The organism is Falsiroseomonas sp., assembly GCF_030695085.1.
In the GTDB taxonomy this organism is placed as follows: Bacteria; Pseudomonadota; Alphaproteobacteria; order Acetobacterales; family Acetobacteraceae; genus Falsiroseomonas.
Window position 1 is genome coordinate 1 of sequence record NZ_JAUYTS010000054.1, and the last position, 18,593, is coordinate 18,593.

Below are 18,593 nucleotides of genomic sequence, written 5' to 3' on the forward strand. Positions count from 1 at the left end.
TGAGGCCCATCCGAGCCGTCCGGTTGTTCAGGCTGACTTCGCGGACCCTGCGGGGCATGGGGCAACCTCTCCAATACCTCTCCAATATGCCATTGGAGACGTCCGGGGATCAAGCAGAACAGAAGCTAGTTGCCGCCTCGCATTTTCTATGTCCCGCTGCATCCCCAGACGTCGCGTTATGTCCCTTTCAAGGCTGTAACACGGGTTCGAATCCCGTACGGGGCATTCCCTCACTTATTCAAGCGCTTACCGGCCTGGTCCGCTGTGGCCGGCTGTCAAACGCCCCCCGGGCCTTCGCGGCTGGGGTCAGCCGGCGGCTGCCTGCAAGCTCATTTCGTGCAGCAGCCAGCCGGAGAACATCACCGCCTCCGGCCTGACCCGTCCTGGCGGCAGCAGCAGCCAGTAGTAATCCTCGGTCGCCACCGGCGGGCCGGCCAGCGCCACCAGCCGGCCATCACGCACATCCTCCTCGACCAGCATGGGCGCCGCGATCACCACGCCGATGCCCTCGATCGCCGCCTGGATCGCCAGGCTCGTGCTTTCGAAGGCAACGGTGCGCCCCGGCAAGGCGGTGCCGGTCGCGGCGCCCCAGCTGATCCAGTCGCGTGGTCGCGCCAGGCTGAGCAGCAAGGTCGCCTCCGCAAACTGCCCACCCAGCGCAGCCGCCACGGCCGGAGAGGCAAAGGGCGACACGGTGTAGCGGTGCAGCCGGGTCGCGCCGGGCACCGGGCTTGAGGCCGCGCCCATCCGCACCGCCACATCCACCGGGTCGCTGGCGAAATCGACCGGGAGGAGGGAGGTCGTGACCTCCACCGAATGGTCCGACTGCAGCCGGTAGTAATTCGGCAGGCGCGGGATCAGCCAGCGCAGCGCCCAGGTGGTATAGGCGCGCACCCTCAGCGAGCCGGCGGGCGGCCGCAGCAGGGCCTCCGTCGCGCCCTGCAACAGCGAAAATCCTTCCGCCAGCGCGCTGGCATAGCGGGCACCGGCTTCGGTCAGCACGATCCGGTTCGCGCGCCGCGCCACCAGTGCGACGCCGAGCCGGGCTTCCAGCGACTGGATCCGCTTGCTGATGGCAGGCTGGCTGACATTCAGCCGGGCTGCCGCCCGCGTCAGGCTGACCGTTTCCGCGACCAGCGCGAAAGCATGCAGATCGTCGAGCGGCGGCAGCCGGCTTGTCATGCGCGAGCCTAATTCTGGATTGGCCTAGCCGTCAATTTCAACACCTGTCGCGCCGCCTGCGCCGCGCTCACGCTGTCGCGCAGCCACGCTGCCGCGCAGAGGAAACACGCCATGCAAGACGGGTCTGCCAGGCCGGAGGGCCAGTGTGGCCCACTGTTCGACACCGCGATCACCCGGCTGTTCGGCATCCGCCACCCGGTCCTGGCCGGCGGGCTGATGTGGCTGGCGGATGCGCCCTATGTCGCGGCGGTGGTGCGGGGCGGCGGCATGGGATTCATCACCTCCCGCTCCTCGCCCGACCTGCCGGCCTTCCAGACGCAGCTCACGCGCTGCCGGGAACTGTCGGGCGGCCTGCCCTTCGGCGTCAACCTCTCCACCTCCCGCCACACCGCGGTGCCGCTGATGGACTATCTGGACGCCGCGCTGGCGGCCGGGGTGCGGCATTTCGAGACGGCGGGGCGCGCCCCGGCGGATGATCTGATCCGCGTGATCCGGGATTCCGGCGCCATCGTCATCCACAAGGTGCCGACGATCCGCCACGCTTTGACGGCGGAGCGCCTCGGCGTGCATGCCGTGGCGCTGGTCGGCATGGAATGCGGCGGGCACCCCGGCATCAACACCGACATGCCGGCGACGCTGGGCGGCGCCATCGCCGCCAGCCGCCTGCGCATCCCCTTCGCCATCGGCGGCGGCATCGGCACCGGCGGGCAGATCCTGGCGGCGCTCGCGGTCGGCGCCGATGCGGTGGTGATCGGCACGCGCTTCCTGGCCGGCGCCGAGGTCAGCGCGCATCCCGCCTTCAAGGCGCGCATGGTCGCGGCGGGGGAGGAGGACAGCGCCGTCGCCTTCGCCGGCAAGACCGCGCTCGGCGGCGCATGGCGGGTGCTGGACAATGCCACGCTGCGCGAGGTGCGGCGGCGCGAGGCGGCGGGCCTGGCCGAACATGCGGATTTCGCCGACCTGCTGGCCGGCAGCCTGAGCCGCGACGCCTGCTACCGCGACGGCGATGTGGAGCGGGGGATGCTCTCGATGGGCGCCTCGGCCTGCTTCATCGACCGGGTCGAGCCGATCGGCGCCATCATCGACCGCCTCATGCGGGAAGCCGCCGCCGCACGGGCGCGGCTGGCGCGGCTCGCCGCAGGCCAACCCACGGTTAGCCTAGGCTGAGACATTAGGCTCTGTCGGCTTGTGCCGCCGGTCGCGCAGCATCGCGAAAGGGAGCCCGCGGTGCGCTGCGTCGCGAGAAGAAGGACGACAGATCATGAGGAAGCACCATGCCGGCTGATCTTGCGCCGGGTCGCGACCAGACGGGCCTCCAGGCACCCGGCATCCAGGCGCCATGGGCGATGCGCGACACCGTCGCCTTCGCCGGCATCGGCACCACCCGCTACGGCAATTTTCCGGAGACCGATTCCTACGGCCTGGGCTGCGAGGCGCTGAACGCGGCACTCGACGATGCCGGGCTGAAGCCGGGCGACATCGACGGGCTGATCGTGAACCGCATGCCGTCCTATGAGCGGTTCGCCGAGATCATGGGCATCAACCCGCAATACTGCCTGCTGACGGAAGCGCCCGGCCGTTTCTCCGGCGTCTCCCTGGCCTTGGCGGCGCAGGCCATCGCCACGGGCGCGGCGAAGACCATCGCATTGGTCTATGGCAACAACGGCCGGTCGGTCCGCATGATGTATGGCGGCGGCGACAGCCAGTGGAGCCCCTGGGGCATGACCAGCCCGGGCGCGATCCACGCCATGATGTGGCAGCGCCACATGCACCAGTACGGCACCACGCATGCCGATCTCGGCTGGGTGGCGGAGGCGTTTCGCCACCACGCCTGCCTCAACCCGGATGCGGTGATGCATGGCCGGCCGATCACGCGGCAGGACCACGCCGCGGCGCGGCCGATCTGCGAGCCGTTGAAGCTGCTCGATTACTGCCTGATCAATGACGGCGCCGTCGCCTGGATCCTGACCAGCGCGGAACGCGCGCGGGACATGAAGCGGCCGCCGGTGCTGCTCTCCGGCTATGCGCGGCAGGACGCCTTTCACTATGGCAGCGCGCCGGCGGATGATTTCTGGCAGCCGACGCTGGGCGCCTGCCAGAGCGTCTACGACCGAGCCGGGATCGGGCGGGAGGATATCCAGGGCCTCGGCATCTACGACAATTTCTCGCCGACCGTGCTGTTCAGCCTGGAGGGGCTGGGCTTCTGCAAACCGGGCGAGGGCGGCGACTTCGTGCGCGACGGCGCGCTGCAACTCGGGACCGGCCGCTGGCCGACCAACACCTCCGGCGGCCACCTGTCCGACAGCTACATGCAGGGCTGGGGCATCATCGCCGAATGCGTGCGGCAGCTGCGCGATGATTGCGGCGACCGGCAGATCCCGAACGCCCAGGCGATGCAATACATCTGCGCCACGAACATCGCGCAGAGCCTGATCCTGAGGAGGGATGCATGAGCCTCGCGACGCGCCCCGTACCGGTCGTCGACAACTGGAACCGGCCCTTCTGGCAGGCCTGCGGCGAGGGGCGGCTGATCCTGCAGCGCTGCACCGCAACCGGCCGCTGCTTCTTTCCGCCCGCCCCGGTCTCACCCTTCACCGGCCGGCCCCAATGGGAATGGACCGAGGCTTCGGGCCAGGGCGAGCTGTGGTCCTTCGTGGTGTTCCACCAGAACTACTTCGCCGGGATGAAGGACGAGATGCCCTACCCGGTGGTGATGGTGAAGCTGGATGAGGGCCCGTTCCTGCTGACCAACCTGGACGGCATGACGGCGGCCGAGGCGCGCATCGGCATGCGTCTGGCCGTGCGCTTCCCGGGCGGGCCGGAGGGCTTCCGGCTGCCGCAATTCGGACCCGCGGAGGCCGTCGCATGAGCGGCCCGATCCTGGTCACCCGCCATGACGGCTGGGCGGAAATCCGCATCGACCGCGCAGCCAAGCGCAACGCGATGGACCGCGCCAGCCGCCAGGGCCTGCTGGCCGCCTTCGAGGCGCTGCGCGGCGAGGTGCGCGCCATCGTGCTGACCGGCACCGGCACCGCCTTCTGCGCCGGGATGGATTTGAAGGAACGCGAGGCCGACCGCGCCGCGGGCATCGAGGGCGCGGGCGATGAATGGATCGCCGTCAACATGGCGATCCGCGCGCATCCGGCGATCTTCATCGCGGCGGTGAACGGCCTGGCGCTCGGCGGCGGCGCGACGCTGCTGAATGTCTGCGACATCGCCATCGCCAGCACGGAGGCCAGCATCGGCTGCCCCGAGATGGGCTTCGCCACCTATCCCGGCATGGCCGGCCCGGCGATCCAGCTTTCCGGCATCAGCCGCAAGCGCGCCGCCTGGCTGGTGCTGACCACCAACCGGGTGGATGGTGCCACGGCGGAACGCTGGGGCCTGGTGACGGAGGTGGTGGCGCCCGATGCGCTGCTGCCGCGCGCCGCCGAGATCGCGCGCCAGGTGGCCCGCTTCGATGCGGTGGCGCTGGAGCAGAGCAAGAAGGCGCTGGACCGCATCCCGGCCTTCATCACCGACTGGCAGGAGGCGATGGACCACGGCCAGATGGTGAACCTCACCATCCGCGCCCACACCACGGCGCAGGCCGAAGGCAGCGCGCGCTTCGCCGCCGGGATCAAGAATCCGGGCCAGGGGGTCTGAACAGGTCGCCACGCCCATCCACCGTGCCGGAGACAACCGGCCGGTGGCGTATCCGGGAGGATCGCATGCACAAGCCAGGATCGGGTTCACCCAATCTGCCGTGCCGCCGCTGGCTCACCCTGGCCCTGCTGGCCGGGATGATGGCCCCGCTGCCGGCCGCGGCACAGACTGCGGCCGCCTTTCCGGACCGGCCGCTGCGGCTGATCGTCGGCTTCGCCGCCGGCGGCACCACGGACATCGTCGCGCGGGTGATGGCGGAGGCGATGGCGCCCGATCTCGGCCAGCAGATCGTGGTGGAAAATCGCGGCGGCGCCGGTGGCATTCCCGCCGCGCAGGTCATGCTCAACCTGCCGGCGGATGGCCATGTGCTCATGCTGCAATCCGGCGGGCTGAACCAGGCCGAGGCGATGGGCAGCCCGATGCCCTTCGACGCCGTGACGGCCTTCGCCCCGATCGGGCTGGTGGCGACGAGCGCCATCTCCCTGGTCGTGCACCCCTCGATCCCCGCCACCAATCTGGCGGAGCTGCAGGCCTATGCGCGCACCCAGCCCAACCCGCTGCGCTTCGGCTCCCCCGGTATCAGCCTGTCCACCTTCCTCTATGCCCAGGAACTCGGCATCGAGGTCGAGGAGGTGCGCTACCGCGGCACCGGCGCCGTGCTGAACGACCTGCTGGCCGGGCGGCTGCATGGCTACACCATCGCGCTGCCCGGCATCCTTTCCAACGTCCGCGCCGGCGGCCTGCGCGCCATTGCGCTGGCCGCCGACCGGCGCAGCGCGGTGATGCCGGAACTGGCGACGACGGTGGAGCAGGGCTTCCCCAACATCATCACCGCAAGCTGGTTCGGCCTCGTGGCCCGCGCCGGCACGCCGGAGGACCGCCTGCAACGGCTGGGCGAGGCGATGTCCGCCGCCATCGCGCGGCCCGTCATCCGGTCGCGGCTGACCGAGGCGGGGCTCGACGTGGTCGAGCGCACGGACCCGGCCTCCTTCAACGCCCTGATCGTCGAGGACCGCGCCCGGTGGGAGACGGTGGTGCGCCGGGGAAACCTGCGGCCATGAAGCAGCAGCCCGGACCTTTCGCCGGCCGCCGCGTGCTGGACCTCTCGGCCCACGCGGCGCAGGTGCCGCATGCGCTGGCCGTGGCGATGGCGGCGCGGCTGGCGGCCGATTTCGGCGCGGAGGTGGTGCGCCCGGCGGCGGAGGGGGTGGACAGGCTGGCGAAGCTGCCGCCGCTGCTGCCCGACGGCGGCAGTGCGCTTGCCCGTTTCCTGCTGGCGGGTCGGAGCAATGGCGAAGCTGGCGCCTTCGACGCCGCCATCGGCGACGAGGTCGCGCTGGCGGAGGTGGCCGCGCCGCTCAAGGTGCGGATCAGCGTGTTCGGCGCCGGCGACGATCCGGCGATGAGCGAGCTTGGCCTGCTCGGCCTGTCCGGCATGCTGGCGGCGGTGCAGCCTCGGCAGGGCGTGCCGGTCCGGCTCGGCGGGCATCAGGCACCCTATGCGGCGGGGCTTTCGGCCTTCACGGCGCTGGCTGCCGGGCTGCGCGCCGGGCGGCCAGATACCGTCGATGTCTCCCTGTTCGACGTGGCCTGCTGGCTGAACTGGAAGGCGGCGGCGTCCGTGCTGCTGCTGGGCGATGCCGCGGCATCGCGGGAACAGCGAGGCGGCTGGCACACCTTGCCGGCCGCGGATGGACATGTCTGCCTGGTCTATATGGCGAAGGACTGGCCGGCGCTGCGCGACATGGTGGGCGATGCCCGACTGTCCCGCACCGCTTTCGCCACGCAGAAGGCGCGCGGCCAGAACCTGGATGCGCTGGACGACATCCTGCGCCCCTGGTTCGCCGCCCGCAGCCGCGCCGAGATCACCGCCGCCGCGCAGGCGCGCCGCATTCCCATCGGCCCCGTACTGTCACCCGCCGAACTGCTGGCGGACCGGCAATACGCCGCGCGCCATTTCCTGACGTCGGACGGCGCCCCGCGCCTGCCATTGCTCGTCGATGGCGCACGACCCGACTGGCGACGCCAGGCCGACAAGGAGCTTCCCGCCGATGCCTGACCCCAAGCCGCTGGCCGGCATCCGCGTGGTCGATCTCGGCTGGCTGACCGCTGGCGCGGCGAGTTCGACGCTGTTGCACGACCTCGGCGCCGCGGTGGTGAAAATCGAGGGGCCGAACGCGCTGGACCCGTTCCGCGACTGGGTGGGCGCGGAGGCCGCCACGGATTGGTGGAACCACTCGCCCTTCTACAACTTCACCAATCGCGGCAAGCGATCGGTCTGCCTCGACCTGAAGGACCCGCGCGGCGCGGCCGTGCTGTTGCGGATTCTCGAGGGCGCCGACGTGCTGGTGGAGAATTTCCGGCGCGGCATCCTGGCCGGGTTCGGTCTGGCGCCCGCCCTGCTGCGGCAGCGCTTCCCGCGCCTCATCATCGTCAGCATCTCCTCCCAGGGTGAGGATGGGCCGGACCGCGACCTGGTCTCCTTCGGCTCCACACTGGAAGGCACCAGCGGCCTTGCGGCCCTGACCGGCGAGGCGGCGGGCGAGCCGGTGATCACCGGGCGCAACATCAACTACCCCGACCAGGTCGTGTGCCTGTTCGCCGCCGGCGCCGTCGTCGCCGCGCTGATGCAGCGCGACGCCACCGGAGACGGCGCGCATCTGGACCTGTCGCAGCGGGAGCTGACCTCGTTCCTGCTGGGCGAGGAACTGCTCGCCGCCGCCGCCGGCGCGCCCAGCGCGCGGCAGGGCAATCGCGATGCCACGGACCCCGCGCAGCAGGTGGCGGTGCGGGAGGACGGGCTGCGCGCGGAATGGGCGGGCGGCAGCGTGCCGGTGCGCGATGCCGCAGCCCTGGCCCATGCGGCGGATTTCACCGCCGGCACCGCCATCCTGCGTGATCCGCAGGGCGTGCCGGCCAAGGGATTGCCCTTCCGCTTCGCCAGCAACCCGCCGCGCATCGCCACCGGCACGAACCCGCTCGGCTGCGACAATCGCGCGGTGCTGGCCGAGGCAGGGCTGAGCGAGGCGGAAATCTCGGGCCTTGAACAGGCCGGGATCATCGCGACCAGGCCGCGGCGAGGACCCGCCGCCTGACGGCTTGCCTGTCGACCATCAATGGCCGGAACGGGAGCAACCCGTCCGGACCACCCCTGGGAGGAACCAAGACATGATCCAGAGAAGAGGTCTTTTCGCAGCAGCCGCCGGCCTGACCCTGGCCACCCCTGGGCTTGCGCGTGCCGAGACCTGGCCAGCGCGCCCGGTCCGCCTGGTCATCCCCTATCCGCCCGGTGGCGGCACCGACATCGCGGGGCGTTTCCTCGGCAACAAATTCGCGCAGATCCTCGGCCAGCCCGTGATCATCGAGAACCGCGGCGGCGCCGGCGGCATGATCGGAACGCGGGCGGTCGGGCAGGCCCCGCCGGATGGCTACACCCTGCTGTTCAACGGCACCGTCTCGATCGTGCGTGACAATTTCGACCCGCGCAGCGTGGTGGATCACGTCGTTCGCGTCGTCGCGACGCACAACATCCTGGTGGTCAACCACACCATTCCGGCGCGGACGGTGCCGGAATTCATCGCCTATCTGAAGGCCAATCCGGGGCGGGTGAATCATGGCACCTCCGGTCCGCTCGCATCGCAGCACCTGGCGGCCGTCATGTTCGACCTGCTGGCCGGCACGCGGATGGAGAATGTGCATTATCGCGGAACCGGCCCTTCCGTGGTCGGCATCCTCGGCAATGAGGTGCAGGTGATGTTCGGCTCGATGAGCGCGGTGCTGCCGCTGATTCAGGACGGCAAGCTGCGCGCCCTGGCGACCTCCTCCGCGCAGCGGTCGCGGATGATGCCGGAACTGCCGACCGTGGGCGATTTCGTGCCGGGCTATGGCTCCGAGCTCACCTATTCCCTGTGCACGCCGATCGGTGCCTCCGAGGGGCTGAAGCGCCGTCTCGAGGAGATGGTGAAGATCGCCCTGGAAGACGAAACCCTGGTCGCGGAGATGGCGACGCGGGGGTTCGAGCCGCAATACGAGATCGGCGAGAGCCTGCGACGCTCGATCGAGGCGGACATGGCGCGCTGGGTCGATGTGGCCAGTCGCGCCGGTCTCACCCTCGGCTGACGCGCGAGCCCGAGGGGCTTGAGCGCGCGGCGGCCTGGTCGCACCGGCCTGGTCGCACCGGGTTGGCGCGCCGGGCCGGCCGCACCGGGCTGGCGCGCCGGGTCTGGTGGGGGCGATGATGACAACCGCCACCAGGTCCGCCACCGCGAAACTGGGCGCGTCGCGCGCGACGGACAGGGCGGCGATGCCGCCGGCGGCAACCAGCGGGCCGCGCAGCAGCAGGCTTATCCGCGTTCGCTGTCCAGGCGGCGGGTTTCCAGCGTCTCGATCCGCTCCAGCGCGCGGCGCAGCATGTCCGTGATGTCGGCAAGCTGCTTTTCCCGCAGCAGGTCGATCTTTTCGTGCAGCAGGGTGATGTCGGCCTCCGCCCGCAGGTTCACCTGGTAGTCGGCGACCGAACGGTCCCGATCCAGCCCGGTCTGCCGGTTCTGGCTCATCATGATGATCGGCGCGGTGTAGGCGGCCTGGAAGGACAGGACCAGGTTGAGCAGGATGAAGGGGTAGGGGTCCCAGCCGCCGCTGCCGAACGCCACATTGGCCGTGATCCAGGCGACCAGCAGGCTGGACTGGATCAGGATGAAGCGCCACGACCCCACCAGCGCCGCCACCGCATCTGCCAGGCGGTCCGCCAGCCGGGCCGGCGTGGCGGCCTTGCCGCGCCGCTGCTTGGCCCGGGCGATGGTACGGCGCAGATGGGTGGGGCCTGGACGGGTCATGCGGGTAATCCTGGTGACGCCTCCAGCCTATACCCGCCGCGCCGCCCGCGCGCTGCGCCCTATGGCCCCGCGCCCGGCCCTCAGTGGCTGAAGCGGTGGGTGCCGCCATCCACATGCACCACCTGCCCGGTGATGTAGCGGGCGCGCGGCGAGCACAGGAAGCAGACCAGCACGCCGAGGTCGTCCGGCTCGCCGATGAAGCCGACCGGCACCTCCTTCTCGGCCCAGGCCTGGCGTGCGGCCTCATCCGGCAGGATGCGCGCATCGATCTGCTCCGACCGCAGGCGCCCAGGTGGCACCGAATTCACCGTAATGCCATCTCGACCCAGCTGGCGGGACAGCGCCTTGGCCCAGATATGGACGGCGCCGTTCGGCGCGTTGGCGGCATTGATGATGTGCGGCTCGTCGCTGCCCGTGATGTTGACGATACGGCCAAACTTGTTGCCCTGCATGGCAGGGATGATGGCGTGGGCCATGCGCCGGCCGGCGTGGAAGTTGATTTCCATCGATTCCTGCCAGACCTCATCCGGCCCCAGATCCGCCTGCGGGCGGCTGCCGCCGGCATTGTTCACCAGGATGTCGCAGCGGCCGAACCGGGCCAGCACGGCATCCCGCGTGCGGGCCGCGGCGGTGGGATCCGTCACGTCCTCGGCCAGCAGCAGCGGCTCGGCGGAGGCGGGTAGGGTGGCGGCGAATGCCTCGAGCCGCCCCATGCGGCGGGCGAGCAGCGCGAGTTTGCAGCCTTCCTCCGCCAGCAGGCGGGCGATGCTGCGGCCCAGGCCGGCGGAGGCGCCGGTGACGAGGGCGACCTTGCCGGTCAGTTGCAGGTCCATGTGGGGCGACTCCTTGCGTGTGTGGCGCAGGGTGCGTCGGTGCCCGCGCAAACGAAAGGGGCCGCCCCTTGCGGAGCGGCCCCTTGCTGTTTGGCTGGTGGCGAAAAGCGTCAGCCGCCCTCAGCTCCCGGCGGCATCAGCCGCCTTCGGCCCCCGGCGGCATCAGCCGCCTTCGGCCATGGCCTTTTCCTTGCCAGCCCGCAGGTTCGGCAACATCATCGCCAGCAACGCGATGGCCGAGATGGCCAGCATGGAGGCGGAGATCGGCCGCTCCACGAACACCATGACGTCACCGCGCGAGAGCAGCATGGCGCGGCGCAGATGTTCTTCCATCATCGGCCCCAGAACGAAGCCGATCAGCAGCGGCGCGCCTTCGAGCTTCACCTTGGAGCAGAGGTAGCCGAACAGGCCGAACAGAACCATCAGGTAGACGTCGAAGACGTTGTTGTTGATGGAATACATGCCGATCGCGCAGAAGATCATGATCGCCGGGTACAGGTGGCGATACGGGACTTCCAGCAGCTTCACCCACATGCCGATCATCGGCAGGTTGATGATCAGCAGCATCAGGTTGCCGACCCACATGGAGCAGATCAGGCCCCAGAACAGGTCCGGCTGCGCTTCCACCATGCGGGGCCCCGGCTGGATGCCCTGGATGATCAGCGCGCCGACCATCAGCGCCATCACGGCGTTGGCCGGGATGCCGAGCGTCAGCAGCGGGATGAAGCTGGCCTGGGCCGCGGCGTTGTTCGCCGCCTCCGGGCCGGCCACACCCTCGATCGCGCCGGTGCCGAACAGGTGCCGGTACTTCGAGACCTTCCGCTCGATCATGTAGGAGCCGAAGGAGGACAGCGAGGCGCCGCCGCCGGGCAGGATGCCGATGACGGTGCCGAGCAGCGTGCCGCGCAGCACGGATGGCACGGCGCGGCGGAATTCCTCACGCGTCAGGTACAGGCTGCCGACCTTGTTGGTCAGCACGTTGCGCGATTCCGGACGCTCCAGGTTCAGGATGATCTCGGCGATGCCGAACATGCCCATGGCGATGGCCACGAAGTCCACGCCGTCCGAGAGTTCCGGCACGCCGAAGGTGAAGCGCTGCTGGCCGGTCTGCACGTCCGTGCCGACCAGGCCGAGGCCGACGCCGAGCACCACCATGCCGATGCCCTTGACGATCGAGCCCTGCGCCAGCACGGCGGAGATGATCAGGCCCAGGAACATCAGCGAAAAGTAATCCGCCGGTCCGAAGGACAGCGCGATGGAGGTGAGTAGCGGGCCGGAGGCCGCGACGACCACGGTGGCGACGGAGCCGGCGAAGAAGCTGCCGAGCGCCGCGGTGGCGAGTGCTGCCCCCGCGCGCCCGTTCCGCGCCATCTTGTAGCCTTCGATCACCGTGACGACCGAACTGACCTCACCTGGCAGGTTCAGCAGGATCGCCGTGGTGGAGCCGCCATACTGCGCGCCGTAGTAGATGCCGGCGAGCATGATGATGGCGGTGGTGGGCGACATGCCGAAGGTGATCGGCAGCAGCAGGGAGATGGTGGCGACCGGCCCGATCCCCGGCAACACGCCGATCGCGGTGCCGATGAAGGCGCCGAGCAGCGCGAAGGTCAGGTTCTCGAGGCTGAAGGCGACGCTGAACCCGAGGGCGAGGTTCGCGAGAAGGGTTTCCATGGATCGTTTTCCCTCAGTAGCCGAAGTAGGTCGGCCAGACCGGAATGCGGATGTCGAGCCACTGGATGAACACCAGGTAACAAAGCGCGACGAGGAAGGCGATCAGTCCCAGAACGCCCAGCGGTTTGTGCGTTCGGTCGGCCAGGCTTGCGATGCTGATGCTCACCACCAGGGTGAGGATCATGCCGGCCTTCTCCAGGATCAGCGCGAAGACGCAGATCGCGGCCAGGATGAGGAAAAGCTCACGCCACGCCCAACGCTCCAGCTTTTCGGGGCCACTGATTGTCGAGAGGGCGACGACCGCGATGCTCAGCGCCAGCAGCAGGCCGAAGGCCAGCATCGGCATGTAGCCGGGGCCCATTCGGCGCGCATTGCCCAGCGTGTGATCCATGTTCAGCCACAGGCCTGCCACGGCAAAAGCCATTAGGATAAGGCCTGCCAACAGGTCTTTCTGGTTGATCTTCATCCGCACCTCGTTCGTACCGGCCCCTTCGCCGGGGGCGGCAATTTGACAACACAGACGGCGCGGCCACCCTCGCCGTCACTCCCCGCACGAAGGGCCGCCGGCTTCCGCCGACGGCCCCCTTGATTCAACACTAATCACTTGCAGGGCGCTCGCCCAGTCAAGACGTGCGCGAATACTCGCCGGGCACGTTACTTAATTTTAACTATCCGACGGTGGCGCCGGAGGCCCGTACCACGGGCGCCCAGCGGGCCACCTCCGACGCCACGAAGGCGCTGAATTCGGCCGGCGTCATGTCCCCCGGCGTGCCGCCCATCTCGGCGAAGCGCCGCTGATTGGTGGGGGTCGCGATCACGGCCATGACCTCGCGGTGCAGCCGCTCCACCACCGCGGGCGCCATGCCGGCCGGGCCGGACAGCGCGAACCAGCTTGTGCTCGACAGGTCGAAGCCCTGTTCGCGGAAGGTCGGCACGTCCGGGAAGCCCGGGTGGCGTTCCGCGCTGCTCATCGCGATGGGGCGCACGGTGCCCGCGCGGATATGCGACGCCGCCGAGGGCAGGCTGTCCGACATCATGGTCACCTGGCCCGCAATCACCGCCACCATCGCCGGGCCCGCACCGCGGAAGGGCACGTGCGTGTGCTCGATCCCCGCGAGTTCGCAGAAGCGCACCACCATCAGGTGGTTCGAAGACCCGGCGCCGGAGGTTGCCATGTCGAGCCCGCCGGGCCGCGCCTTCGCCGCCTGCACCAGATCCGCCAGGTTCTTGATGCCGCTGTCCTTGTTCACCACCCAGGCGGAGGGGTTTGTGATGACCATGGCGATATGGGTGAAGGAGGTCACCGGATCGTAGCGCAGATTGGGGTAGAGCGCGGGGCTGATGGCGTGGCTCGCGATGTTGCTCATCACCAGCGTCTGCCCATCCGGCGCCGCATCGGCGACCACCTGGGTGCCCGTGGTCGCGCCCGCACCGGGCCGGTTCTCGACAATGATCGGCACGCCGAGTCGCTGGCCCAGGCCTTCCGCCACCAGGCGCGCGGTCAGGTCCGTGCTGCCGCCGGGGGCGAAGGGCACCACCAGGCGGATCGGGCCGGATGGCCAGGCCTGCGCGCGCGCCAGGCGGGGTGTCGCCAGAAGGGCAGCGCCGCCGGCAAGTGCGCGGCGGGTCAGGTGTCCGGACATGTTATTCTCCCTAAAGTATTGTTGGTGGCAGGCACCGCACGCCAGAGTGGTCCCGGCGGCGCCCTTCTTGGTGACCAACTCTTCACCTATGGTGCCGCCGGGCAGTTGTGTGGAGCGAGTGGCGATGCGAATCAATGATCTGGAAAGGCGAATTCGGGACGACGCATTTGGCATCGCGCCCGGCCTCGTCGCCATCCGCCGCGACATCCACGCCCATCCCGAACTGGCTTTCGAGGAAACCCGCACGGCGGGTATCGTCGCCGCCGAACTCACGCGGCTGGGCATTCCCCATGTCACCGGAATCGGCGGCACCGGCGTGATCGGCACCATCGAGGGCGGTCGCCCAGGCCCGACGCTGGCGATCCGCGCGGATATGGATGCGCTGCCGATCCATGAGGAAACCGGGCTGGACTTCGCCAGCCGCCATGCCGGGAAGATGCATGCCTGCGGGCATGACATCCACACCGCCACGCTGCTCGGCGTGGCCGCGCTGCTGAAGGACATGGCGCCGATGTTTGCCGGCCGCGTGAAGCTGGTGTTCCAGCCGGCGGAGGAAGTGCTGCAGGGCGCCGCGGCGATGATCGCCGATGGCGCGGCGGAGGGGATCGACCTCGCGCTCGGCTTCCACAACCAGCCCGACCTGCCGGTAGGTCGGTTCGGCTTCGCCCCCGGCGCCTGCCTCGCCGCCTCGGACCGCTTCGACCTGTCGATCCGCGGCAAGTCCGGCCACGCCGCGCACCCCTATGCCGCGATCGATCCCATCGTCGCCGCCAGCGCCTTCGTCGCCCAGGTGCAGACGGTGGTGAGCCGGGAGGTGAAGCCGCTGCATCCCGCCGTCGTCACCATCGGCGCCTTCAACGGCGGTACCACCTACAACATCATCCCGGAACGCGTGCATCTGAAGGGCACGGTCCGCACGCTGCACCAGGCGGCGCGGGATACCGCGCAGGCCGCGATCCGCCGTCTGGCGGAAGGCTTGCAGGTCGCGATGCGCGTGGAGTGCACGCTGGACTACCAGCAGATGGTGCCGCCGCTGGTGAATGAGGACCGCGTGATGGCGCCCGTGCTGGCCGCCGTGCGCGCGCAATTCGGCGACGTGGTGGATGCGGGCGAGGCCTCCATGGGCTCGGAGGATTTTTCCGAATTCGCCGCCCGCGCGCCCTCCTTCCATCTGCGGATCGGCAGCGGCGCGCCGGGGCGCGATGACCGGCTGCACAATGCCTTCTATCAGCCGGATGAGGCCTGCATCGGCAATGGCGTGCAGGCGCTGACGCGCGCCGCGCTGGAACTGCTGCCATGAAGATCTGCGTCTATGGCGCCGGCGCCATTGGCGGCCACATCGCCGGCAGGCTGGCGCGCGGCGGCGGCCAGGTTTCGCTGGTGGCGCGCGGTGCGCATCTCGCGGCGATCCAGGCCAATGGCCTGACGGTGCACGCGCATGACGGCACGCATCACAGCCGCCCGCAGGCCAGTGCCGATCCGCGCGATCTCGGGCCGCAGGATGCGGTGATCGTCACGGTGAAGGCGCCGGCGCTGCCCGATGTCGCCGCCGGCATCGCACCGCTGCTGGGGCCGGAGACGGCGGTGGCCTTCGTCATGAACGGCATTCCCTGGTGGTACTTCCTGGGCCAGGCCAAGGGGCAGGATAGCCCGCATGGCGACATGCGGCTGCCCGCCGTCGATCCCGGCGGCGCATTGGAAGCCGCGGTGGGCCTCGCCCGCACCATCGGCGGTGTGGTGTATTCCGCGGCCGAGGTCGTCTCACCCGGCGTGGTGCATTCCGAGCACGGCAATATCCGCGTCATCCTCGGCGAACCCGATGGCCGCATCTCCGACCGCGCCAAGGCGATCTCCGCCGTGCTGGAAGCGGGCGGCATGCCGTCTCCGGTCACCCCGGATATCCGGCTGGAGGTCTGGGCGAAGCTGCTCGGCAATCTCGGCAACGGGCCGCTCTGCGTGCTGTCGCGCCGCGGGGTGCGTGATACCTTTGCCGACCCGCTGCTGCGCGATGCCGGGCGCCGCAGCGCGGAGGAGGGCAGGGCGATCGCCGCTGCGCTCGGTGTGGCGCTGACCGAACAGCATGTGGCGCGGGTGGCCGCGTCCAACATGGTGCACAAGCCCTCCATCCTGCAGGACCTCGAGCTCGGCCGGCCGATGGAGATCGACTGCCTGTTTGAGACGCCGCTGCAATTGGCACGGCTGACCGGCACGCCGACGCCGCAGCTCGATCTGCTGGTGGCGCTGGTCAAGCAGGTGGCGCGAGCGGCGAAGCTTTATCCGGAGATCGGGTAGGGCATATCCGTCTGGCCGAGCACCCAGCCCTCCCACCGCCGGATCCAGGGATCATCCGGGATGTGGTCGGGCCGGGCGCCATCCAGCACCGCGATCAGCGCGAGCAGGCCGAGCACGCAATCCAGCCGGTCCTCGCCTGCCGCATCGGCGCCGAAGCCATCCTGCAACTGCGCGGCCAGCACCGGGCAGGGGTCCACACGCAGCCGGTCCATCGCGGCGCGCAGCGTGCCTGCCAAAGCGCGGCGCGGCGCCTGCATCCGCTTGCTGCCGGCCAGCTTCAGGCCGAGCTGGCGCAGCGCCTCCGCCGGATAGACCTCGGCCAGCGCCACGCGGCCCGGCGCCAGCAGCCCGTGCAGCGGGCCGGCGAAGGGCCAGAGCGAGACGGGCGCGCCCGCGGCCAGGGCCGGCGCGATCCAGTCCCGCCAGGCGGCGATGGCGGCCTTGCCGGACTGGTTGGCGCCCAGCGTCCAGAATACCGGGGCGCCCGCGGGCCGCAGCGCCGTCGCCCGGTCGCATAGCCGCGACAGCCCGGCCGGCCCGGCCAGGCCCAGCGCCGCGGCATGGCTGGCGCGCGTCATGCCCTTGATGCCGCGTGCCGGGTAGAAGGGTTGCGCCGGCGAGACCTCCGCCAGTGTCGCGGCCACGCGGAAGAATTCCGGCCGCGCAACCAGGCCCGCGAGGAATTCGCAAAAATCCGCCTCCGCCCGCCCCGCCGCCCAGTCCCGCGGCACGCCGAGCGGCAGATCCAGCCCCAGCGCCACCGGCCTGCCATCGGCCAGCAACCCGGGCAGCAGCCGCGCGGGGTCGCCCACCAGGCGCGGCGGCTGGGCCTGCCACCGGCCGCCACGCCGTGCCGCCTGCGCCATCCAGCGCTTGCCTGGCGCCATGCTCCAATCCGCATGGGCTGCGATCATGCCGCGATTGCGTCCATTGCGTTCGCCCCGCCATGCCATAGGTTGACTGTGGATTTGGAAGGTAGGCGCGCATGGAAATGGCCACCGAATCGCCGATGCAGCCGCCCATCAAGGGTCAGGATGCGCTGCATCCGGAGGGCCAGTATTCGGCACTCGCCAAATGGTTCCACTGGCTGACGGTGCCGCTGCTGTTCGGCGCGCTGGCCACCGGCCCGGTCATCCGCTTCATGAAGGATGACGCGAAGATGCCCTTCTACGCGCTGCATGAAAGCCTCGGCCTGCTGATCCTGATGCTGGCGGTGGCGCGGCTGACCTGGCGCGGCATTTCCCGCCCGCCGGCGCTGCCGGAGCATCTGCCGCCATTGATGCGCCGCGCCGCTGCCGGGGTGCATCATGGGCTGTATGCGGCGCTGATCATCCAGCCGCTGCTCGGCTTCCTGACCACCAATGCCTATGGCTTCCCGATGCAGGGGCAGACCGCCTTCCTCGGCTTCATCGACCTGCCGAAATTCATGGAGGCGTCGCCGGGCCTGGCCAATGTGCTGCACTGGGGACACAGCCTGATCGGCTGGGCCTTTCCTGTCCTGCTCGCCGCGCATATCGGCGGTGCCATCTACCACCACGCCATCCGGCGCGACGGCACGCTGCTGCGGATGCTGTGAGGGCTATTTCAGGGGCTTGTTGGCGCGTTCCATCAGCCGGCCGAACCAGCCCTTCTTCTCCGGCTCCGGCGCCTTGGTGGCCAGGGCGAGCTTGGCCGCGGCTTCCTCAGCGCGGCGCAACCGGGCCTTCTCGGCCAGCCACTTGTCCAGGCTCATGCCCGCCTTCGCGGCGCGGCGGGACTCATAGGCGCGCTGCGCCTCGGTCAGCACCTCAGTCTTGGCCTCAGTCTTTGCCTCAGTCTTCGCCATGGCGACCTGTCTCCGTCCAGCCCGTGAATGGCGCGGCGGCGCGCGCTTCGCAAGATGTGTCCGCACGGGGTTGCGCGGCCCGGCGCATGGGCTGAATATCGAGGCATGGACCCGAAGGTCAAAGCAGGTATCTGGGTGTCCATGGCGTTGCGCCTGTCGGACATCTCAGGACGCTCCGGCGCCGTGCTCCGCAAGGGGGACCCGGATAGTGGGGGCATCCTGTGCGTGCTGCGTGCGCGCGATGCCATGGTGGTGCTGTCCCAGGTGCGCGATGCCGAAGGACGCCAGGCCTGGATGCGCGGCACCGGCCTCGCCCCGGTGGATTCGCCGACCGCGGATGCCTATGTCGAACGCCAGGTGCAGCGCGACCCTGACCTGTGGGTGGTGGAATTCGACGCGCCGGACCTGAAGCCGCCCTTCGAGGCCCGGCTGATCTAGATGTTTGGTCCCAGGCTTTGATGGTGCATTCTTGTCGCCTGGATGGAGGGATGCGCTATGGGCCAAGTTCTCCATGGGAGCGCCTCCTCGACAGAGGCGGTCCGTCGAGCGATACAGCATAGTCAAGCGAGCCTGAGGGCCCTGGCCAAGCGCTACGGCATCAACCCGAAGACCGTGGCGAAGTGGCGCGCGCGAACCTCCGTCACCGACCTGGCGACCGGACCCAAAA

At 69.8% G+C, this 18,593-nt stretch carries 20 protein-coding genes and 1 pseudogene; 13 read left to right on the top strand and 8 right to left on the bottom strand.

The window, feature by feature from the left end; all coding sequences use genetic code 11:
- Positions 1 to 306 precede the first annotated feature (306 nt).
- Complete coding sequence (locus Q8S40_RS06110; protein ID WP_304815318.1) at positions 307 to 1,182, bottom strand: LysR family transcriptional regulator; 876 nt, start codon at positions 1,180 to 1,182, stop codon at positions 307 to 309.
- A 111-nt stretch (positions 1,183 to 1,293) separates the two neighbouring features.
- Between Q8S40_RS06110 and Q8S40_RS06115 the strand changes: the two genes are divergently transcribed.
- The 8 genes from Q8S40_RS06115 (at position 1,294) to Q8S40_RS06150 (ending at position 8,946) form a co-directional block, all read left to right on the top strand.
- Positions 1,294 to 2,349, top strand: a complete 1,056-nt coding sequence (locus Q8S40_RS06115; RefSeq protein ID WP_305669677.1) for a nitronate monooxygenase family protein — start codon at positions 1,294 to 1,296, stop codon at positions 2,347 to 2,349.
- A gap of 107 nt (positions 2,350 to 2,456) precedes the next feature.
- The gene (locus Q8S40_RS06120) at positions 2,457 to 3,635 is read left to right on the top strand and encodes a thiolase family protein (protein ID WP_305669678.1); all 1,179 of its coding nucleotides are present in this window, start codon (positions 2,457 to 2,459) and stop codon (positions 3,633 to 3,635) included.
- On the top strand, positions 3,632 to 4,051 hold the full coding sequence (locus Q8S40_RS06125; protein WP_304815321.1) for a Zn-ribbon domain-containing OB-fold protein: 420 nt from the start codon (positions 3,632 to 3,634) through the stop codon (positions 4,049 to 4,051). The genes Q8S40_RS06120 and Q8S40_RS06125 overlap by 4 nt, the downstream gene beginning before the upstream one ends.
- Complete coding sequence (locus Q8S40_RS06130) at positions 4,048 to 4,827, top strand: enoyl-CoA hydratase/isomerase family protein (protein WP_305669679.1); 780 nt, start codon at positions 4,048 to 4,050, stop codon at positions 4,825 to 4,827. Before Q8S40_RS06125 ends, Q8S40_RS06130 begins: the two co-directional genes overlap by 4 nt.
- Positions 4,828 to 4,892: 65 nt before the next feature.
- Entirely contained in the window at positions 4,893 to 5,888 is a 996-nt protein-coding gene (locus Q8S40_RS06135) for a tripartite tricarboxylate transporter substrate binding protein (protein WP_305669680.1), read from the top strand.
- Positions 5,885 to 6,886, top strand: coding sequence for a CoA transferase (locus Q8S40_RS06140; RefSeq protein WP_305669681.1), 1,002 nt, complete (start codon positions 5,885 to 5,887; stop codon positions 6,884 to 6,886). The genes Q8S40_RS06135 and Q8S40_RS06140 overlap by 4 nt, the downstream gene beginning before the upstream one ends.
- Entirely contained in the window at positions 6,879 to 7,922 is a 1,044-nt protein-coding gene (locus Q8S40_RS06145) for a CaiB/BaiF CoA-transferase family protein (RefSeq protein ID WP_305669682.1), read from the top strand. Before Q8S40_RS06140 ends, Q8S40_RS06145 begins: the two co-directional genes overlap by 8 nt.
- A 73-nt stretch (positions 7,923 to 7,995) precedes the next feature.
- Positions 7,996 to 8,946: a tripartite tricarboxylate transporter substrate binding protein gene (locus Q8S40_RS06150; RefSeq protein ID WP_305669683.1), complete on the top strand. Its 951-nt coding sequence runs from the start codon at positions 7,996 to 7,998 to the stop codon at positions 8,944 to 8,946.
- A gap of 224 nt (positions 8,947 to 9,170) precedes the next feature.
- Here Q8S40_RS06150 and Q8S40_RS06155 read toward each other — a convergent pair whose 3' ends face one another.
- The 5 genes from Q8S40_RS06155 to Q8S40_RS06175 all read right to left on the bottom strand — a co-directional run bounded on the left by Q8S40_RS06155 (position 9,171) and on the right by Q8S40_RS06175 (position 13,809).
- Positions 9,171 to 9,662 carry a DUF1003 domain-containing protein gene (locus tag Q8S40_RS06155; protein WP_305669684.1) on the bottom strand — a complete coding sequence of 164 codons (492 nt, stop codon included), beginning with the start codon at positions 9,660 to 9,662 and terminating at the stop codon, positions 9,171 to 9,173.
- An 80-nt stretch (positions 9,663 to 9,742) separates the two neighbouring features.
- Positions 9,743 to 10,495, bottom strand: a complete 753-nt coding sequence (locus Q8S40_RS06160) for an SDR family NAD(P)-dependent oxidoreductase (protein WP_305669685.1) — start codon at positions 10,493 to 10,495, stop codon at positions 9,743 to 9,745.
- A gap of 162 nt (positions 10,496 to 10,657) precedes the next feature.
- Positions 10,658 to 12,166 carry a tripartite tricarboxylate transporter permease gene (locus tag Q8S40_RS06165; protein WP_305669686.1) on the bottom strand — a complete coding sequence of 503 codons (1,509 nt, stop codon included), beginning with the start codon at positions 12,164 to 12,166 and terminating at the stop codon, positions 10,658 to 10,660.
- 13 nt (positions 12,167 to 12,179) lie between these two features.
- Positions 12,180 to 12,632 (bottom strand): tripartite tricarboxylate transporter TctB family protein, encoded by a 453-nt coding sequence (locus Q8S40_RS06170; protein WP_304815338.1) that lies wholly within the window; start codon positions 12,630 to 12,632, stop codon positions 12,180 to 12,182.
- Positions 12,633 to 12,834: 202 nt separating this feature from the next.
- The gene (locus Q8S40_RS06175; protein ID WP_304815340.1) at positions 12,835 to 13,809 is read right to left on the bottom strand and encodes a tripartite tricarboxylate transporter substrate binding protein; all 975 of its coding nucleotides are present in this window, start codon (positions 13,807 to 13,809) and stop codon (positions 12,835 to 12,837) included.
- Between the two features lie 124 nt (positions 13,810 to 13,933).
- On the opposite strand from Q8S40_RS06175, the gene Q8S40_RS06180 reads away from it, so the two are divergent.
- Entirely contained in the window at positions 13,934 to 15,109 is a 1,176-nt protein-coding gene (locus Q8S40_RS06180; RefSeq protein ID WP_305669687.1) for a M20 family metallopeptidase, read from the top strand.
- Positions 15,106 to 16,101 (top strand): ketopantoate reductase family protein, encoded by a 996-nt coding sequence (locus tag Q8S40_RS06185; RefSeq protein ID WP_305669688.1) that lies wholly within the window; start codon positions 15,106 to 15,108, stop codon positions 16,099 to 16,101. The genes Q8S40_RS06180 and Q8S40_RS06185 overlap by 4 nt, the downstream gene beginning before the upstream one ends.
- Here Q8S40_RS06185 and Q8S40_RS06190 read toward each other — a convergent pair.
- Positions 16,083 to 17,015, bottom strand: a complete 933-nt coding sequence (locus Q8S40_RS06190; protein WP_305669689.1) for a hypothetical protein — start codon at positions 17,013 to 17,015, stop codon at positions 16,083 to 16,085. The two genes, Q8S40_RS06185 and Q8S40_RS06190, sit on opposite strands and share 19 nt — an antisense overlap.
- A gap of 71 nt (positions 17,016 to 17,086) precedes the next feature.
- Between Q8S40_RS06190 and Q8S40_RS06195 the strand changes: the two genes are divergently transcribed.
- The gene (locus Q8S40_RS06195) at positions 17,087 to 17,677 is read left to right on the top strand and encodes a cytochrome b (RefSeq protein ID WP_305669690.1); all 591 of its coding nucleotides are present in this window, start codon (positions 17,087 to 17,089) and stop codon (positions 17,675 to 17,677) included.
- A 3-nt stretch (positions 17,678 to 17,680) separates the two neighbouring features.
- Here the strand turns inward: Q8S40_RS06195 and Q8S40_RS06200 are convergent, their stop codons facing one another.
- Positions 17,681 to 17,926, bottom strand: a complete 246-nt coding sequence (locus Q8S40_RS06200; RefSeq protein WP_305669691.1) for a hypothetical protein — start codon at positions 17,924 to 17,926, stop codon at positions 17,681 to 17,683.
- A gap of 105 nt (positions 17,927 to 18,031) precedes the next feature.
- Between Q8S40_RS06200 and Q8S40_RS06205 the strand changes: the two genes are divergently transcribed.
- The gene (locus Q8S40_RS06205; protein WP_304815348.1) at positions 18,032 to 18,364 is read left to right on the top strand and encodes a DUF1491 family protein; all 333 of its coding nucleotides are present in this window, start codon (positions 18,032 to 18,034) and stop codon (positions 18,362 to 18,364) included.
- Positions 18,365 to 18,421: 57 nt separating this feature from the next.
- Positions 18,422 to 18,593: pseudogene (locus Q8S40_RS06210) on the top strand (IS481 family transposase); the annotation flags it as partial.

Bases quoted from the DNA above. Each gene is read 5' to 3' on its own strand.
- Q8S40_RS06110 (WP_304815318.1), bottom strand. From the start codon at position 1,182: ATGACAAGCCGGCTGCCGCCGCTCGACGATCTGCATGCTTTCGCGCTG.
- Q8S40_RS06115 (WP_305669677.1), top strand. From the start codon at position 1,294: ATGCAAGACGGGTCTGCCAGGCCGGAGGGCCAGTGTGGCCCACTGTTC.
- Q8S40_RS06120 (WP_305669678.1), top strand. From the start codon at position 2,457: ATGCCGGCTGATCTTGCGCCGGGTCGCGACCAGACGGGCCTCCAGGCA.
- Q8S40_RS06125 (WP_304815321.1), top strand. From the start codon at position 3,632: ATGAGCCTCGCGACGCGCCCCGTACCGGTCGTCGACAACTGGAACCGG.
- Q8S40_RS06130 (WP_305669679.1), top strand. From the start codon at position 4,048: ATGAGCGGCCCGATCCTGGTCACCCGCCATGACGGCTGGGCGGAAATC.
- Q8S40_RS06135 (WP_305669680.1), top strand. From the start codon at position 4,893: ATGCACAAGCCAGGATCGGGTTCACCCAATCTGCCGTGCCGCCGCTGG.
- Q8S40_RS06140 (WP_305669681.1), top strand. From the start codon at position 5,885: ATGAAGCAGCAGCCCGGACCTTTCGCCGGCCGCCGCGTGCTGGACCTC.
- Q8S40_RS06145 (WP_305669682.1), top strand. From the start codon at position 6,879: ATGCCTGACCCCAAGCCGCTGGCCGGCATCCGCGTGGTCGATCTCGGC.
- Q8S40_RS06150 (WP_305669683.1), top strand. From the start codon at position 7,996: ATGATCCAGAGAAGAGGTCTTTTCGCAGCAGCCGCCGGCCTGACCCTG.
- Q8S40_RS06155 (WP_305669684.1), bottom strand. From the start codon at position 9,662: ATGACCCGTCCAGGCCCCACCCATCTGCGCCGTACCATCGCCCGGGCC.
- Q8S40_RS06160 (WP_305669685.1), bottom strand. From the start codon at position 10,495: ATGGACCTGCAACTGACCGGCAAGGTCGCCCTCGTCACCGGCGCCTCC.
- Q8S40_RS06165 (WP_305669686.1), bottom strand. From the start codon at position 12,166: ATGGAAACCCTTCTCGCGAACCTCGCCCTCGGGTTCAGCGTCGCCTTC.
- Q8S40_RS06170 (WP_304815338.1), bottom strand. From the start codon at position 12,632: ATGAAGATCAACCAGAAAGACCTGTTGGCAGGCCTTATCCTAATGGCT.
- Q8S40_RS06175 (WP_304815340.1), bottom strand. From the start codon at position 13,809: ATGTCCGGACACCTGACCCGCCGCGCACTTGCCGGCGGCGCTGCCCTT.
- Q8S40_RS06180 (WP_305669687.1), top strand. From the start codon at position 13,934: ATGCGAATCAATGATCTGGAAAGGCGAATTCGGGACGACGCATTTGGC.
- Q8S40_RS06185 (WP_305669688.1), top strand. From the start codon at position 15,106: ATGAAGATCTGCGTCTATGGCGCCGGCGCCATTGGCGGCCACATCGCC.
- Q8S40_RS06190 (WP_305669689.1), bottom strand. From the start codon at position 17,015: ATGATCGCAGCCCATGCGGATTGGAGCATGGCGCCAGGCAAGCGCTGG.
- Q8S40_RS06195 (WP_305669690.1), top strand. From the start codon at position 17,087: ATGGAAATGGCCACCGAATCGCCGATGCAGCCGCCCATCAAGGGTCAG.
- Q8S40_RS06200 (WP_305669691.1), bottom strand. From the start codon at position 17,926: ATGGCGAAGACTGAGGCAAAGACTGAGGCCAAGACTGAGGTGCTGACC.
- Q8S40_RS06205 (WP_304815348.1), top strand. From the start codon at position 18,032: ATGGACCCGAAGGTCAAAGCAGGTATCTGGGTGTCCATGGCGTTGCGC.